Genomic DNA, 14,617 nt, shown 5'->3' with positions numbered 1-14,617 from the left:
ATATTTCCTTTATATTTTCCTTATTCTTGATTATTTTCTGAAATATTTGCTACTACTGGCACAATCATTGGCTTCCTACGCAACGCACGCGCAATCCAACTTCCAAGCGTTCTTCGCATAATCTGCTGAAGCTTATATGTGTCTTTCTCACCATGCATCATAGCGTCTTGAAGCTGGAAAACAATCTGACTACGAATCTTTTCAAAATCAGACTCGTCTTCTGCAACAGCATTCAAGTAGATTTTTGGACCAGCTACAACATCTGCGCTATCTGTGTTTACTACTACAAAGCTAGACACAAATCCTTCTGTGCCAAGGATTCTGCGCTTTTCCAGCTCCTCGTCTGTAAGCTCGCCAACGGAATCGCCATCAACATACACGTATCCGCATGGCACGGAGCCAACAACGGCGGCGTTTCCGTGGTACAAGTCCACAACATCTCCATCTTCTGCCAAAACAACATTTTTAGGATCCACGCCTGTTTTAACAGCAATCGAACCGTTTGCCACAAGATGCCTGTGTTCGCCGTGAATTGGCATAGCGCATTTTGGCTTAACAATGTTGTACAAGTAGAGCAACTCACCCTCATTGCAATGACCAGAAACATGAATCGCAGCATTGTCTTTGTTGATTACGCGAGCGCCCATTTGCACAAGCTTATTGATTACTTTGTAAACTTCATGCTCGTTTCCTGGGATTAGTGAGCTTGCAAGAATTACGGTATCAAGTTCATTAACTGTAATATCTTTGTGTATTCCGTCTGCGATTCGCCCAAGAGCTGCCATTGGTTCGCCTTGAGATCCTGTGCACATATACACAAGCTTGTCGTCTTGAATATCTTTTGCTTGCTTTAAATCTACAACAGTATTTTCTGGAATATGCAAGTAGCCGAGATCTGCCGCAATGGACATATTTCTAACCATTGAGCGCCCAACGAACACAACTTTTCTGCCATACTTGTGTGCAGCGTCTACGACTTGCTGAACGCGGTGAACATGGCTAGAGAAGCTTGCGACGATTATTTTGCGAGTGGCTTCCGCAAATGCACGATCCAAAGCTGGTCCAATAGTTGTTTCTGGCTTAACGAATCCTGGAACCTCGGCATTTGTGGAATCCGCCATTAATAAGTCAATTCCCTGTTCGCCAAGCTTTCCGAATTCAACTAAATCAGTAAGCCTATGGTCTAGTGGAAGCTGATCTAGCTTTATATCTCCCGTATCAATAAGCGTTCCTGCTGGCGTTTTTACACACACTGCAAGAGCGTCTGGAATGGAGTGTGTTACGCTAATAAACTCCAAATTAAAAGGACCTATTTTTAGCTTGTCTCTGCCTTCTACATGAATCATTTTTGGGTTGATTCTGTGTTCTGCACATTTTGCTTCAACAAAAGCGAGTGTTAATTTAGATCCGATTAGAGGAATGTCTGGACGCATTTTAAGCAAATATGGCACGCCACCAATATGGTCTTCATGTCCGTGCGTAAGTACCAGAGCATCTACTTTATCTAACCTGTTTTGAATGTAGTGAAAATCTGGCAAAATCAGGTCTACGCCTGGCTGCTCTTCTTCTGGGAAAAGCACTCCGCAGTCTATAAGTAGAATATGACCGTTGTATTCTATAACGTTCATATTTCTTCCGATCTCGCCCAATCCGCCAAGCGGAACAATTCTCATTGACCCCTTGCGATATTTTGGCGGAGCGATTAACGCACCTTCGCGCTGATCGTTTACCACTGGTGGAAGCGCGTTTTTAACTATTTTAGAACTTTTAGAACTTTGCGTATTTTTGATTTTTTTGCTTGCTTTCAAAGATTCGATATTGTTATCGTTAATCTTGTTATCGCTTGTTTTATTGCTTTTTTTACTTGTATTAGTTGTTTTTTCTTTTTTCACAGTTTTATTTGACTTTTTATTCGTTATTTTTGAAGGTTGGGAGGTTTTTACAGAGTCTACAATTTCTGCAAGAATCTCATCCGTCAATTGCGTCGTTGTCTTACTCATCTAATCCATTGTAGCGTTACGCCTCAACGGATTAACACTTAAAAATATGAAGCAAATCGCTTTGAGTTTGTCGTAAATAACCTATAAAGCTAAAGCTAAAGTCAAAATGTTAAAGCGGTGTTGAAACGTGTGTTAAAGCGTAAACTCTAATGCTTACCGTATTTTTTCCAAATCTTGATTCCGATGCCGATTAGTACTACAACGATTGCGAAAATCATTGAACCTAAAATTGCGGAGCCTGATTGAATGTCAGCAAAGCCTGCTGCTGCGAATAAATCTGAACCAAACATTACACACCTTCTAAAATTCTTGTTTCTTGTTTCCTGTTTTGTTAAAAAACCTATTGTTCCTAATTCTACAATACTTTTTTGCAAAAGATAATCGCAAAAAATAATCACAATAATCGCGAGCGATACGGGGGAATCGTTCGCGCGTTACAGCGCACTCACGTCTTCGCCGCACGTAAAGTCCACTGGACTTTATGCTTGAGCCAAATCACGCTTTGAAGGAGCTTGAAATTCGTTATGCAATTTCAAGCTCAGTCAAAGCGCCTCTCGCGCTACGCTTTAAGCGAAAAGGTAGGTCGTCGCGCCCGCGTTTGTTCCCAAAATCACCAAATCCAACTACAAAACCAAGAACACTTCCCCGCGTTTGTTTACCCAAACAGTCAAAACGTAAACAAATGCGGGCACAAAGAAACAAACACGGGCGCATCGACGACTTCGAACTGCATAACTCGCGAACGATTTTCCCACGTTTGTTTACCCAAACAGTCAAAACGTAAACAAATGCGGGCACAAAGAAACAAACACGGGCAAACTTTGACGCCATAATGTAGACTAGAAAGACACTCAAAAATCAACCATGTTAAACACGTTAAGCGCGTACAAATTTTAAGGGAAGTGAATATGTCATCGAAATCGGCGCAGCAAAAGTCTTCGCCTATGTCAAATTATGCAAAATTGTTCTCTTTTGAAGGAACACGAGCATTTTGCATATCTGGAGCAATAGCAAGGCTGCCTATTTCGATGATGGGTTTAGGAATCGTTCTTGCGCTAAACCACATTTACAACAATTGGACTATTGCGGGCACTATGAGTGCCGCATACGTGCTATCGCAAGCAGCCGTAACGCCATTATATGCAAAGCTTTTTGATAGATTTGGTCAAAGAAAAGTTGGAACACTTGCTCTAAGCGCGCAAGTTGTAGCTATGCTATCTTTTGCTATTGCAACGCTAATACATGTACCTTTGCCAATACTTTTCGTGCTTGCAATCTTAATGGGCGTTACGCAATTTGCATTCGGCGCGCTTGTTAGAACTCGCTGGGCGTACACTCTTAAAAGTCAAAGCGACGACACACTGCTAAACGTTGCATATGCGCTTGAATCTGGAATTGACGAGATTGTGTTCATTTTCGGGCCAATTCTTGCAGCATGGCTTGCCACTAGCGTTCACCCTGTATCTCAGCTTTTTGTGCCAGTTTTGGCAAGTGGACTAGGCGGAGCGTGGTTCTTGTCACTTAAAAACACGCAACCAGCTGTGATTAAAGTTGTGCAAGTAGAAAGCGCACCTAAATACGACGAAGACGTACAAAATGCAATAAGCGAGCAAAGCGACAACGTACAAAATGTGCAAGATACACAAAACGCACAAAATAGCGACAACACTACAAAGCTTATCGACAGGCTTTCGCTTAAACAACTTAAAAACAAAAATCGTAAAAATAAGCCTAAAAACGTTCTTCTTTACCGTGGAATCATACCGCTTGTTGTTATGTTCCTTGTTTTTAATATGAGTTTTAGCGCTTTTGACGTATCTGTTACTGCAGCAATGCGCGCTCAAGGATTAGACACTTTAATTGGTTTGCAACTTGCACTATTCGCGTGTGGATCTTTAGTTGGAGCTGTTATTTTTGGTTCTCATAAATTCCGCGGATCTAATTGGTCTCATCTAATTGTGTTTTTAAGCCTTCTTACTATTGGCTTTATTCTTATGAACATTAACTTAGATAGACTTGTGCTTCTAAGTATTTTTGAGCTTTTAAGTGGACTATGCGTTTCTCCGATTTTTGCAACTGGAAATCTTATTGTTAAAGACACGATTCCTGAGCATTCTCTTACCGAAGGATTGTCTTGGCTGCCAACAGCATCTGCAATCGGAGCTTCTCTTGGATCAATGGTTGCAGGCTTTGCGATTGACGCGTGGAACTCGCATGGCGGAATGATGGTTCCGTGGATTTCTACGCTTATTGCTATTCCAATCGCATCAATTGGGTGGATTATTGTAACACGCAAGCGCAGTTAATTTGCGCAATCAACCTTCCGCACTTTGTTTCTTTTTTCCCGCGTTTGTTTACGTATTTGGTCAAATGAGAAACAAAAGCAAGAACACTTACCCGCGTTTGTTTACGTATTTGGTCAAATGAGAAACAAAAGCAAGAACACTTACCCGCGTTTGTTCCCTTTTTGGTCGATTGGGGAAACAAAAGCGGGAAAGTTGCTAATATAAATCAGTCAAATCAGTAGAAATTAATCAGCGCGATTGATGCGTGCGTCTTGTACGGTTTACAAACGGCTCGCCCGAGTATATGTACAAGTCCTCAACGAGGTCTTTTACGCGGTTCGCATACTTCTCATGATCCTTTTTAGCCCACGTAGCATCTCGTCTAAGCCCGTGATAATCGTAGAAACTCACATCGCAAGCTGTATCTGTGTGCAGAAAATAGCGGTTCACTCCGCGATGTCGCAAATGTTGCATAGTGCGCTTCCACAATCCGCCCCCAACACCGTGTCCGCGAGCATCGGGAGAAACAACAAAAAGCTCCAACTCTGCTTGAGTTAAATCGTTAATATGGCTCGCCGCTTCCAACTTGCGCTCAATTTGCCCCATGCCAATCGCCGCATCTAAAGCCTTAGCATGCTGAGAGTCGTTATTCGCCATCATGCTTTCTTCCTGCTTTTTAAGCATGTTTTTTACTTGCGGAAACATTACATTGTCACCGTAAACGCGCGCAAGCAGCAGCCCCATGAACTTTCCATCGATTGTTGCAACAGTACCGTGCGTTGACGGTTCAAGATAATGCAACACAAATCTGCGCGAAAGATTACGAGAAGCGTCTGCTCCAACAGCATGCGCGATTCCCCATGTACGCTCGTACTCTTCTACGATTGCGTCAATATCGTTAATTTTAACTGGTCGAAACTCAACCGTCATTTTTCCCTCTTTTGCTTTCCAAGCGCGCAGCTCATTCTACTACTTTTACTATTTTTACTACTTTTAGATTATCAAAAACGTTGATTTTAAAAAGACATATCACATAAAATTTCGTCACGAGTTTTGTTTAGCGCGTGAATCTCGCGATTTGCCTCATCCTCCTCGCTAACGTAGTACAATGTGGCATCAATGCAATTTAAATCAACGTTTGCAGCGCGCGCTAGCAGTAGTCTATACCAGTCGAGCTGCTCAAGTTTTAGTCGAATCTGCTCCGCGCTTTTTGGCCGCTTTCCTGTCTTCCAGTCAACGATTGTGTAGAGTTTTGTAGTATCGCTAGCGTCTAATCCTCCTGCAAAAACAGCGTCCAAAGTACCGTTGATGATTCTATCTGCAAACGCAGAATCGTCGATTTGCATTAGAATCGGCATTTCCGCAGCTAGCGGCACTCGTTTTGCCCAGCGTGATTCTATAAGTCGTTGCTTCCACTTATTTATGGCAGAACTTTGCGAATCTGATGCTTTACTATTTTGATTAAAATCGTCTATAACTTTCTGTCTGTCTTCAGGCGTTTTTTCTAACGATATTCCGTGTTTTACAATGTTTTTCCACTCGTAGCATGCGCAAGATTCGCTCGGTGTTGCTGAGTCTACAAACTGCTGTGCCCAAGCGTGGAATTTTGTGCCTAGGTTTGCATCTATTGAAGGAATAGATGGGATTGGTCGAATGCAAGCCAATAGATTGTTGTAAACGCTTGTTTTTGCATTTTGTGCGATTTTGCTTATTTTTTGCAACGATGTTACGTTTAGTCTTGATCCGCTAGATATTTTATTCACTTTTTCGGCTAATTCTTCTAGCGAATAGTCGCAGTCATTTTGTGATGTTAAGTCCGCGTCTTGTATGAAGATTTTTGCCTTGTAGAGCAACGATTTAGGGTTTGTGTTGATGGATGAATCGTATACGGATTCCAAATCAGAATCGCAGTTTTCCACGAGTTTTGCGGATTCTATTAAGGATTTTTCTATAGTATTGCTCAATGTGCAAGGCCATTTAAGTGTTGGCTCTAAACTTGATGAGTCAGACTGAGGCGCAATTTTGCTGAATTCTGCAGCAAATTCCTGAGCATCATCTCCAGCTATAAAACCGAAAACATCCTGATTTGAAACATCCTGTTCTTCAGATTCTTCAGATTCTGTTTTATTTTCCTCATCTGAATCACAGCGTTGGACTTCGATAGCTCCATTGAGATTTTTAATAGCATTTATTGATTCGTTAAGGAACACTGACGCACTGCGCTTTCTGCCACTTTGAGCGCTATCTCCAGAGGTAGCTGATCCTGTTAAAAGAGCAGCGAACTTTGCTCTAGTTAATGCCACATACATAAGATGACGCTCATCCATGTGAAGCTGTATTCCGCGCTCCTCACTTTGCGTAAATGGCATAGAATCAACACTTTGCTGGGATTTATACGAATTGTAAACGCGCTTTGTTTCTTCGCTCAAAAAATCGCCAGCAACCGCAGAGCCACAATCCGCCTCTTGAACAGATTCTGCAAATTCACGTAAAGCTTTAGTTCTATCTGGCTTAATCTCGTCAAAGATTTTTTGAACACTATCTAAACTTTGCATGGCTTTTTCAGGATGCATTGCCTCTACACGCGTCGCATTATGTGGAAAATGCGGCAAAATATTAGCGTCCACTCGTAATGCAGTTGGCACACTTGCTGCAAACTCTAATGGTATACGCGCGCTAGCTTGCCCATTATCATCAACTTTCAATGAATCGCCTTGATTGCTTGGAAAAGCGCCCTCATTTAGTCCGACTACAGCAACAGCAGGCCATTGCAATCCTTTGGATTGGTGAACTGTCATTAGCACGACTTGCGCTGGTTCTGTCTGAGCTGAAGATGAAACAGAGGATCCTGACTGAGAATCAAGATTTTTTGCTGAGTCAATCCAGCTTATTAGTCCGCGCAAACTGACGTCCTGCCACTCGCCCATCTCTTGAATATATGTTTCTACAATTGCATTTAGCGAATCTAACACACTACGCATGTCGTCCAGCATGATTTGGTTGCTAAAATCCTTGTATTTTAAGGCAGACCCCACTGCTGTATCTATGTCTACGTTAAGCGCTTGAACAGCGGCTTGCATTACATTTGTTAGCGAGTTTCTTTGTACGCCTTCTACATTATGTAGGATTTTACTAAGTCTTTTTACTGCATCAAATCCTTCAATGCTGAGTTTTTGCTGCATTTGATTAACCCACTGGTCGTTTTTTGTGGAAAAATCACGCATTATTAGGTCTGCTAAATAAACTCCTCCATAAATGTTTGTGATTTGACTTGAGTTTTCGCCGCGGTTTGCTTTGTCTCTGAGTTCTCGCACTGCAGAATCCCACTGACTTTTAGGAAGATCTGCTTCTAATAATCCTGCCGACGAGTAAATGTTGTAAAGATATTCCGTGTTTGCGCTATTTGCGATTGCAGCTAATGCACCCAAATCGCTGGTAGATAGCGCAAAACGCGGTGTGGCTAAGAGTCGCATAAGTGAGTTTGAGTCGCTGTGATCTTGCACTACTTTTAGTAGGCTTAACACATCTTTAACTGCTGGCTTTTCGATTAACGATGAGTATCCTACTATGCTTGTTCTTATACCTGCTGACTCTAATTTTTCAGCATATTTTGGCATATTTGCTTTACTTCTAAACAGTATTGCCAATTGTGGTTCGCGTGATACTTGCGATACTTGCGATACTTGAGATACTTGAGATACTTGAGATACTTGACTTTCCTGTTTTTCCTGCTTTTCCTGCTTTTCTATAATTTTTTGTGCGAATCGCACTACTGCGTCGATTTCTTCTGCCTGAGATGGCATAAATAGCGCTGCAATCGTGCCATTTTTTGCATCTTTTGTAGGCTTCAGCGTTTCAACTTCTACTTCTCTATCGTCGATGCTGCTAAAGCGAGAATGATTATTTTGTGACTTATCTGTGTTGGATTCTCCGCGCATAACTTCTGTTAGAGCATTAGCCACTTTTAATATAAACAGTGAGTTTCTGCGTGTAACAGTTAGCGAATATTTGTTTTGTTTGTTTATATTAAAGTCTTGTTCAAACTTGCAAAAAGCTCCTGTAGACGCTCCTCTAAACGAGTAGATTGCTTGGAATGGGTCTCCTACTGCCATAACGTGTGTACGCTTTGACGCCGCAAAATCGCCACCATTATCCGCATCATTATCCGCATCATTATCCGCATGAAACAGCGTATTTATAAGCATTGCTTGCGTTGTAGAAGTATCTTGGTATTCGTCTAAAAGAACTTGCGAATATTGATTCCTGTATTGCGCACAAATCGAAGGAAAATGTGTTACTAAATAGTAGGCTGCTATTGTAAAATCGCTAAATTGTGCCATGTTTACGCGCTTTTTTTCAGCGTCAAATTGCAAAACAAGATCTAACAGTATGTCTCTTTTTACACATGAGTTGTATAGGTTCACGCAGAGTTGCAAGCATGAATCATCCCAATATTTTTCGTATTTTTTACACGCTTGTTTAAATTTTTCTGAAGATGTTTTTGTAACGTCTTCCGCACTCATTCCAGCAGTTTTTTTGACTTTTTTGTATTTTGGTATTGCTGGTGATTTAGCAGGTAATGGCGATTCGACTTTCTTGTTTCCTATGACATTTTTTAAGTGTTCTGCAAACTCGTTATTCCACTCTCGTATTTTTTGTACTGCTTGAGACACACTGGAACAAGTGTTTCCTTGCGCGTCTACACCTATCATTGAGCATGATATTTCAGCACAAAGTTTCATAACATCTGAACATAACGTGTCAAAATCATATAATTTGTTTAAATTTTTATTGTGATTTTGTGGATTATCTAAATATTTTCCGATTATACTTTTTATGATTTCCATCGCGCCAGCATCGCTTAATGGCATGGTGTTTTGATTAAAGCCAACCAAAAGCCCGTATCTTCTTACGATTGATTGAAAGAACGCGTCGTACGTCATCACTTCTGGCTTTAAGAATGACTTTGCGCCATTTGCACCGCTTGCACTCACCTCTGCAGAAACGCGACTTAGCAATTCCGCAGCCGCCTTGTTTGTAAAGGTTAATCCCAATATGGACTCTGGCGGAACTTTGCTTTTAATTAAATGTATTACGCGGCGAGTCATAGTGTATGTTTTGCCGCTGCCAGCTCCAGCAACTATTAGAACGTCTTGATTAATCGGCGCTTCTATAACGTTTTTTTGCTCTAAACTTGGAGCACTATTAGGCGTGGATTTTACGGCGTTAACGTTGTTATTGCTCATTTTTACCTTCAATCATTTCGTAAACCGTGTCCACTTTTTCCGCACACGCAGGGCAAACGTCTAAACATCTGCAATGATTTTTATGGTCTGCTTTTGGCTCAACAACAAAACTGGTTGACTTAACAGCAGAAGCAGCAAAGAATACTCGAGATATCATCATAAGAGACCATTTTGTTCTCATAGGCAGGTTTACAAAATCCGACCACGCATTCTGGCTCACACCGTCCGCAGGATTTTGCGCATCAATATCTGGAAGCTCGTAAAGACGATTATCATCCGCATACCTGTATCGACTTATCAGTCCTTTAGTGCTCAACGCGCCATCTTCGTCAAACAAAGACGGCTGACAAATGTTTTCCGCAACACCATTATCTTGCGCAGGAGAATCTTTGTATACAACATGAAACAGCGCACTTCGCGCGATTTTTGTATGCTTAAACTTAAGCAATTGTTTAACGTCTTCAACGTTTTCGTTACAAAACACAATCCCAAGCTGATAGCAGATAAGTTGTAAATCGTTAAACACCTGCTGCGTTTTAGGAACTTTTCCTGTCTTATAGTCGATTAAGCGAATTTGTTCCGTATTGTCATTTAATTTTCTAATTTCCATGCGGTCAATTCGACCTTGAATCCTCACTCGCAAATCGCTAGACGCGCCATTTTGCCATCCGCCTACCAAGAATCCCATTATTGAATAAAGATCCGTAATGCTTGTTTTTGTTTTAGACGCACGATTATAGGCGTTTAAAATATCGTCGAACCCAAAAGTGGCATTTATATTGCACTCACAATAGGCATGTTCAAGATTCCCCAAATCGACGTCTGCAATTGTAGGTTTTGCAGACTTCGATTTTTCTAACGCTGGTAAAATATCAGTAACCACACCGTCTTCATCTTTTTTTGCCATGATCGGGTAGTTTGATCCAGTTAAAGAACCTACAAAATATTGAGCAATCGTATAAAGCGCTCGTCGAACATTTAAATCATTTTTTATAAAACGATATCGGTCTTTTACGTCTGAAATATTGGAATCACTTGGGCAAATCGAATAATAATGCTCAATCATAGTGTTTGCAATATCTTCAATCGCCTTTTTTTGTAAAGCGCTTATAGATTCAAACGAAAAGTCAAAGTCGGGCAATTCGCTAACTTTGTTATTTTTAATCGCAGCAAACGCCTGTAATTCTGGATATTTTTCGTGTAAATACTCGTTGTCTAAATGCTCATCTTGACTTGCCCATCTAGCAGTTTCGTGAATAAGCGTGCCGAATTGCGCTGCCGTTCCTCCATGCGTAGGACCTGCAAATTTTCGCTCTAAAAGACAACATACTGGACATGACCAAAGGCTATCCACCATTGATGGAGATAGTGTGACCAAGTTTGATTTTGATTCGTTTTCAATAGATTTCTCTTCAATCTTAGAACCGTAATTTTTACGAATAAAATCCCAATTTTCTGGATTTGCCGAATCCACTCCATTATTTTTCAAAAGATTCAACGCTGTTAAAGCGTCTTTAACAGTAGGATTTTCGTCTAAGTTGTGACTATTTTCTGATTCATATATTGCACGCGCTACTTGTGTTCGAGCCGAAGCAACAAGCCCTCTAGGATCCGCATCCATTACAGCAAAATCTTCACAGAAATCAGTGTATTCACTACTTCCATCCGCATTACGCCAATAGATTTCTGGCAAATAGTAGTAGAGAAAATCAGAAGGAACACAATCATCACTATTAACCGCGCTTATAAAAAGATGACGGTTGGCGCGCGTAATCGCCATTAAAAAGCTTCGCTGCTCTCCAGTAAAAATCGCTTGTCTATCGTTTACACAAATTCCAGTAGGATTAGTGAATTTATCTAATAATGAATTTTGAGAATTATTAGATTTCAGGTTTACTGAACCGAAAATCCTATTATTTAACACCATGTTTACTAGAGTTTCTGACCCAAACATTGTGCTTCGAGCCGCAGTATTTGGCCAGACTCGCTGCTGTACGGCTGGAATCCACACATAATCCCAGCGAGAACCAACAGAGCCAGACGGAGTTGTGAGTGTTACAGAGTCAGGAACAGGAGCAACACTTGCAAGAGAATCAGCTTCAATTTCCATTTGACGAACTTGATCAATAAACTGTGTGATTGTTGGTGCCACTGCAGAATAGTCGCCAGCAACCGACGACTCGTAATAATCCGCACGCGAATCTATGTAATTAAACGAATTAGCATACTCAAATAATCGCATAGCCGCATCTAGTCTATCGTTTGCAAGACGACCTTCATTGTTGTTTTTAAGCGCTTGAATCTGCCACTTTTTAGCGCAATTACAAAGATTCCATGCCTGCCCAAGTATATAACTAGCCTCGTTTGTTACACTATTTTGAATTTTTACTAAATCTTGTTTTAAAATCTTAGATAGTTTAGACGTGATTTTAAAAACGCGCATTAAAGTACGAAGATGAACACTGTTTGGGCGCATTTTTTGCAAAACAGAAAAAATTTCTGGAGTTTGATCAGATTGAGTTTGGTCAGCTGGCGACTTATCAGCTGGCGACTCATCCAATAAATCAGAATCGTAGGAATCAACACAAAAATCATCACAATACATTGATTTATCGATAGCACAACTATCAATAAGCGCTTTAAGTATCAGCAGATAGCAGGAATCAACACTAAATCGCGTGGAATTAGGGTTTGGATTTGAATCAAAAATACGATTGTCGAAGTTAAAATTAGCATCCAAACCATCATTCTTAGAATCAGTCTTGTTTAAAAGCTGATTTTGCAGTAAATCCCACTGTCTTATAAGAACGCTAAGAGGGGAATTTTCCTTAGATTTAACCATGTCACTAAGAGAGACAATGGAACGCATAAGCGCTTCTACAGCACTTAAATCAGCACAATTGTAATTATCTGAATCAATCAGAGGACTATCCATTATGGTTTTTATGCGACTCTTCACAAAACGCGCAATCGAAGAAATAGTGCGAGTTCCTAAAGATACGTCTTTAGCTAAATTATCCACGCTATTTTGGCTAAATTGCGCCAATTCAATAAGCGCAAACAGTGCTTTTATAAACGGCTCTTCCCTGAGAGCGCGAGTAACGGACGAGTATCGCACAGGAACACCATCTTTGCGAAGTCGCTCGCCGAAAGCACGAACAGTAGCATTATCGTGAGCAATCACAGCCATATTTTTCCACGGGATTTTGTGATCTAAGTGAGCGCGTTTTATTTGCCAAATAACACAATCCATTTCTTCGCGCACAGTACGATATAAGTCGCCAGAAACCGAAGAATTTTCTGTTTCTTGCGAATTTGATTCGATTTTTTCTATAGGAAAAGCGCCTTTAACATTTGCCATCTTCCAAGACCTTCGGGCGATAGGCGTTGGCGTTGGCATAAGCGAAGGGATTGAAAGCGAAACTCTAGACGAAAAAAGACTCAGTGGAATTGAGCGACTATTTTGTTTTAGCAAATCTGAAGTATTTGAAGAATATACAGAATCGGCGGAATCATTGGAATCATTGGAATCATTGGAAGGCTCAGCTACACCGTCAATCCTATAGTCACAAATTTTAAATACCGCTGCTTGCATAACACCGTGCTGAGCAGCTTCAACCACATAATCTGGGTATGATCCACGGAAGGATTGCACAGATTCGTCTGGGTTCGCCGTTAAAACAATACGAACGCCCAAACTAGATAAAGACTCAAGAAATGCAAGTCCAGCAAGTGTTACATCATGAAAATCATCTACTACCAAAAGACGTGGAAGTGAACATTTAAGCGCAAATAATTCTTTAGAAAAATCTTTTGAAGAGCCAGCTGAATAGTCGCCAGCAACCGACGATTCTTCTGTATTATCATCATATAAACTCTTAAAAATCTCATTCAAAATTTGAACACCGCTAGCCAAAAGTTTAGAAGAATCTAATCTAAAAGCATTTGGATACTTTTTTCGCACACAATTCGCATACTGATTGCGAAGTGCAAAAGCCAAATTCCATTGCACACGCAAACGATTAGCAATGCTAGAAGATTGCAAATCCGCCTGCAAAGTTGCAAGCAAATCGAAACTAGAGCCAGATTGCAAATGCGACTGAAAATTAAGGCTATTTAATATTTGCAACTCTGAAGATTCGCTCACAATACCCATTTCGTCTAACCTAGCGAGCATATCGCGAAGTTGATGAATGAAAGCACTATTTATTGGCAAATCCTGAGTATTTTGAGCATTTTGATAATCTAGAGAGTCGAACGAATCCATAAGATTATCACTGTTTTGCAACTGCGATATCACATAAATCCAAGAATCATGTGATTTATAATCACCATCTTGCAAAGATTTAGAATACTCTCCAGAAAAATAATCGTTAAAAAGCGAGCAGATTTTGCAATCACCGCTATCACCTTGCAAAACATGATTAACATGCATTCGCACTATTTCGCGAAGAATCGCATCTTGTTCAGCGCCGTTAAGCAATTTAGGAGATGACATTCCAAAAAGCTTATTTCGTGCGGAAATCAGGCTGAATGCAAAGGCGGAAAGAGTGCCAACTGGACGAGACTGGTATGAAACACCGAGATTGCTTATTACGTAGTTAGACATGCGTGCGGCAGTTGCACGATTCTGAGCTGCGGCGATAGCAAAATCAGTGCGAATCGCATGTTTGAGTAAAAGCTGTACGGCTTCGTCGTATTTAGAGTCCTGCGTATTCTTCCAATTAGCTCGCAAACCGCATAGAAGAGCGTTTAGAGCGAAACTTGACTTTCCAGAATTTGGAGCACCAAACACCAACAAAACATTGGTATGGCGTCCGCTGGCGTTTTTAAGACTGCCATCAAGCAACGATCGAACAGCGTCTAGCGCAGAATCTTCCGTACACATAAACACAATTCTATCAACTGGCTTGCGTTTGTATGTAACCTTGTAGTGCGTTTGTTTCTTCTTCCCCGCGTTTGTTCCCCTTCTGGGTCAAATGGTAAACAAAAGCAGGAACACCTTCCCACGTTTGTTTACATCTTCCCCACGTTTGTTCCCCTTCTGGGTCAAATGGTAAACAAAAGCAGGAACACTTCCCCGCAT

General features: G+C 40.9%; 6 protein-coding genes. 1 reads left to right on the top strand and 5 read right to left on the bottom strand.

Annotation, left to right across the window (positions count from 1 at the left end; translation table 11 throughout):
• Nucleotides 1-20: 20 nt before the first annotated feature.
• Entirely contained in the window at nt 21-2,000 is a 1,980-nt protein-coding gene (locus ABVC65_RS03410) for a ribonuclease J (RefSeq protein ID WP_020761868.1), read from the bottom strand.
• Nucleotides 2,001-2,146: 146 nt separating this feature from the next.
• Nucleotides 2,147-2,290 (bottom strand): hypothetical protein, encoded by a 144-nt coding sequence (locus tag ABVC65_RS03405; RefSeq protein WP_004113042.1) that lies wholly within the window; start codon nt 2,288-2,290, stop codon nt 2,147-2,149.
• 618 nt (nt 2,291-2,908) lie between these two features.
• Between ABVC65_RS03405 and ABVC65_RS03400 the strand changes: the two genes are divergently transcribed.
• The gene (locus ABVC65_RS03400; protein ID WP_353582596.1) at nt 2,909-4,306 is read left to right on the top strand and encodes an MFS transporter; all 1,398 of its coding nucleotides are present in this window, start codon (nt 2,909-2,911) and stop codon (nt 4,304-4,306) included.
• 228 nt (nt 4,307-4,534) lie between these two features.
• Here ABVC65_RS03400 and ABVC65_RS03395 read toward each other — a convergent pair whose 3' ends face one another.
• The 3 genes from ABVC65_RS03395 to ABVC65_RS03385 form a co-directional block, all read right to left on the bottom strand.
• Nucleotides 4,535-5,215, bottom strand: a complete 681-nt coding sequence (locus ABVC65_RS03395) for a GNAT family N-acetyltransferase (protein WP_353582595.1) — start codon at nt 5,213-5,215, stop codon at nt 4,535-4,537.
• A gap of 86 nt (nt 5,216-5,301) precedes the next feature.
• The gene (locus ABVC65_RS03390) at nt 5,302-9,531 is read right to left on the bottom strand and encodes an ATP-dependent helicase (protein ID WP_353582594.1); all 4,230 of its coding nucleotides are present in this window, start codon (nt 9,529-9,531) and stop codon (nt 5,302-5,304) included.
• Complete coding sequence (locus ABVC65_RS03385) at nt 9,521-14,419, bottom strand: PD-(D/E)XK nuclease family protein (RefSeq protein WP_353582593.1); 4,899 nt, start codon at nt 14,417-14,419, stop codon at nt 9,521-9,523. Before ABVC65_RS03385 ends, ABVC65_RS03390 begins: the two co-directional genes overlap by 11 nt.
• Nucleotides 14,420-14,617 lie beyond the last annotated feature (198 nt).

Source organism: Gardnerella vaginalis (assembly GCF_040427915.1).
Classification (GTDB): domain Bacteria; phylum Actinomycetota; class Actinomycetes; order Actinomycetales; family Bifidobacteriaceae; genus Bifidobacterium; species Bifidobacterium vaginale_C.
Note: the sequence above shows the minus strand (reverse complement) of the source record. Positions and strands in the feature narration are given on the sequence as shown.

Bases quoted from the DNA above. Each gene is read 5' to 3' on its own strand.
- ABVC65_RS03410 (WP_020761868.1), bottom strand. From the start codon at position 2,000: ATGAGTAAGACAACGACGCAATTGACGGATGAGATTCTTGCAGAAATT.
- ABVC65_RS03405 (WP_004113042.1), bottom strand. From the start codon at position 2,290: ATGTTTGGTTCAGATTTATTCGCAGCAGCAGGCTTTGCTGACATTCAA.
- ABVC65_RS03400 (WP_353582596.1), top strand. From the start codon at position 2,909: ATGTCATCGAAATCGGCGCAGCAAAAGTCTTCGCCTATGTCAAATTAT.
- ABVC65_RS03395 (WP_353582595.1), bottom strand. From the start codon at position 5,215: ATGACGGTTGAGTTTCGACCAGTTAAAATTAACGATATTGACGCAATC.
- ABVC65_RS03390 (WP_353582594.1), bottom strand. From the start codon at position 9,531: ATGAGCAATAACAACGTTAACGCCGTAAAATCCACGCCTAATAGTGCT.
- ABVC65_RS03385 (WP_353582593.1), bottom strand. From the start codon at position 14,419: ATGTGTACGGAAGATTCTGCGCTAGACGCTGTTCGATCGTTGCTTGAT.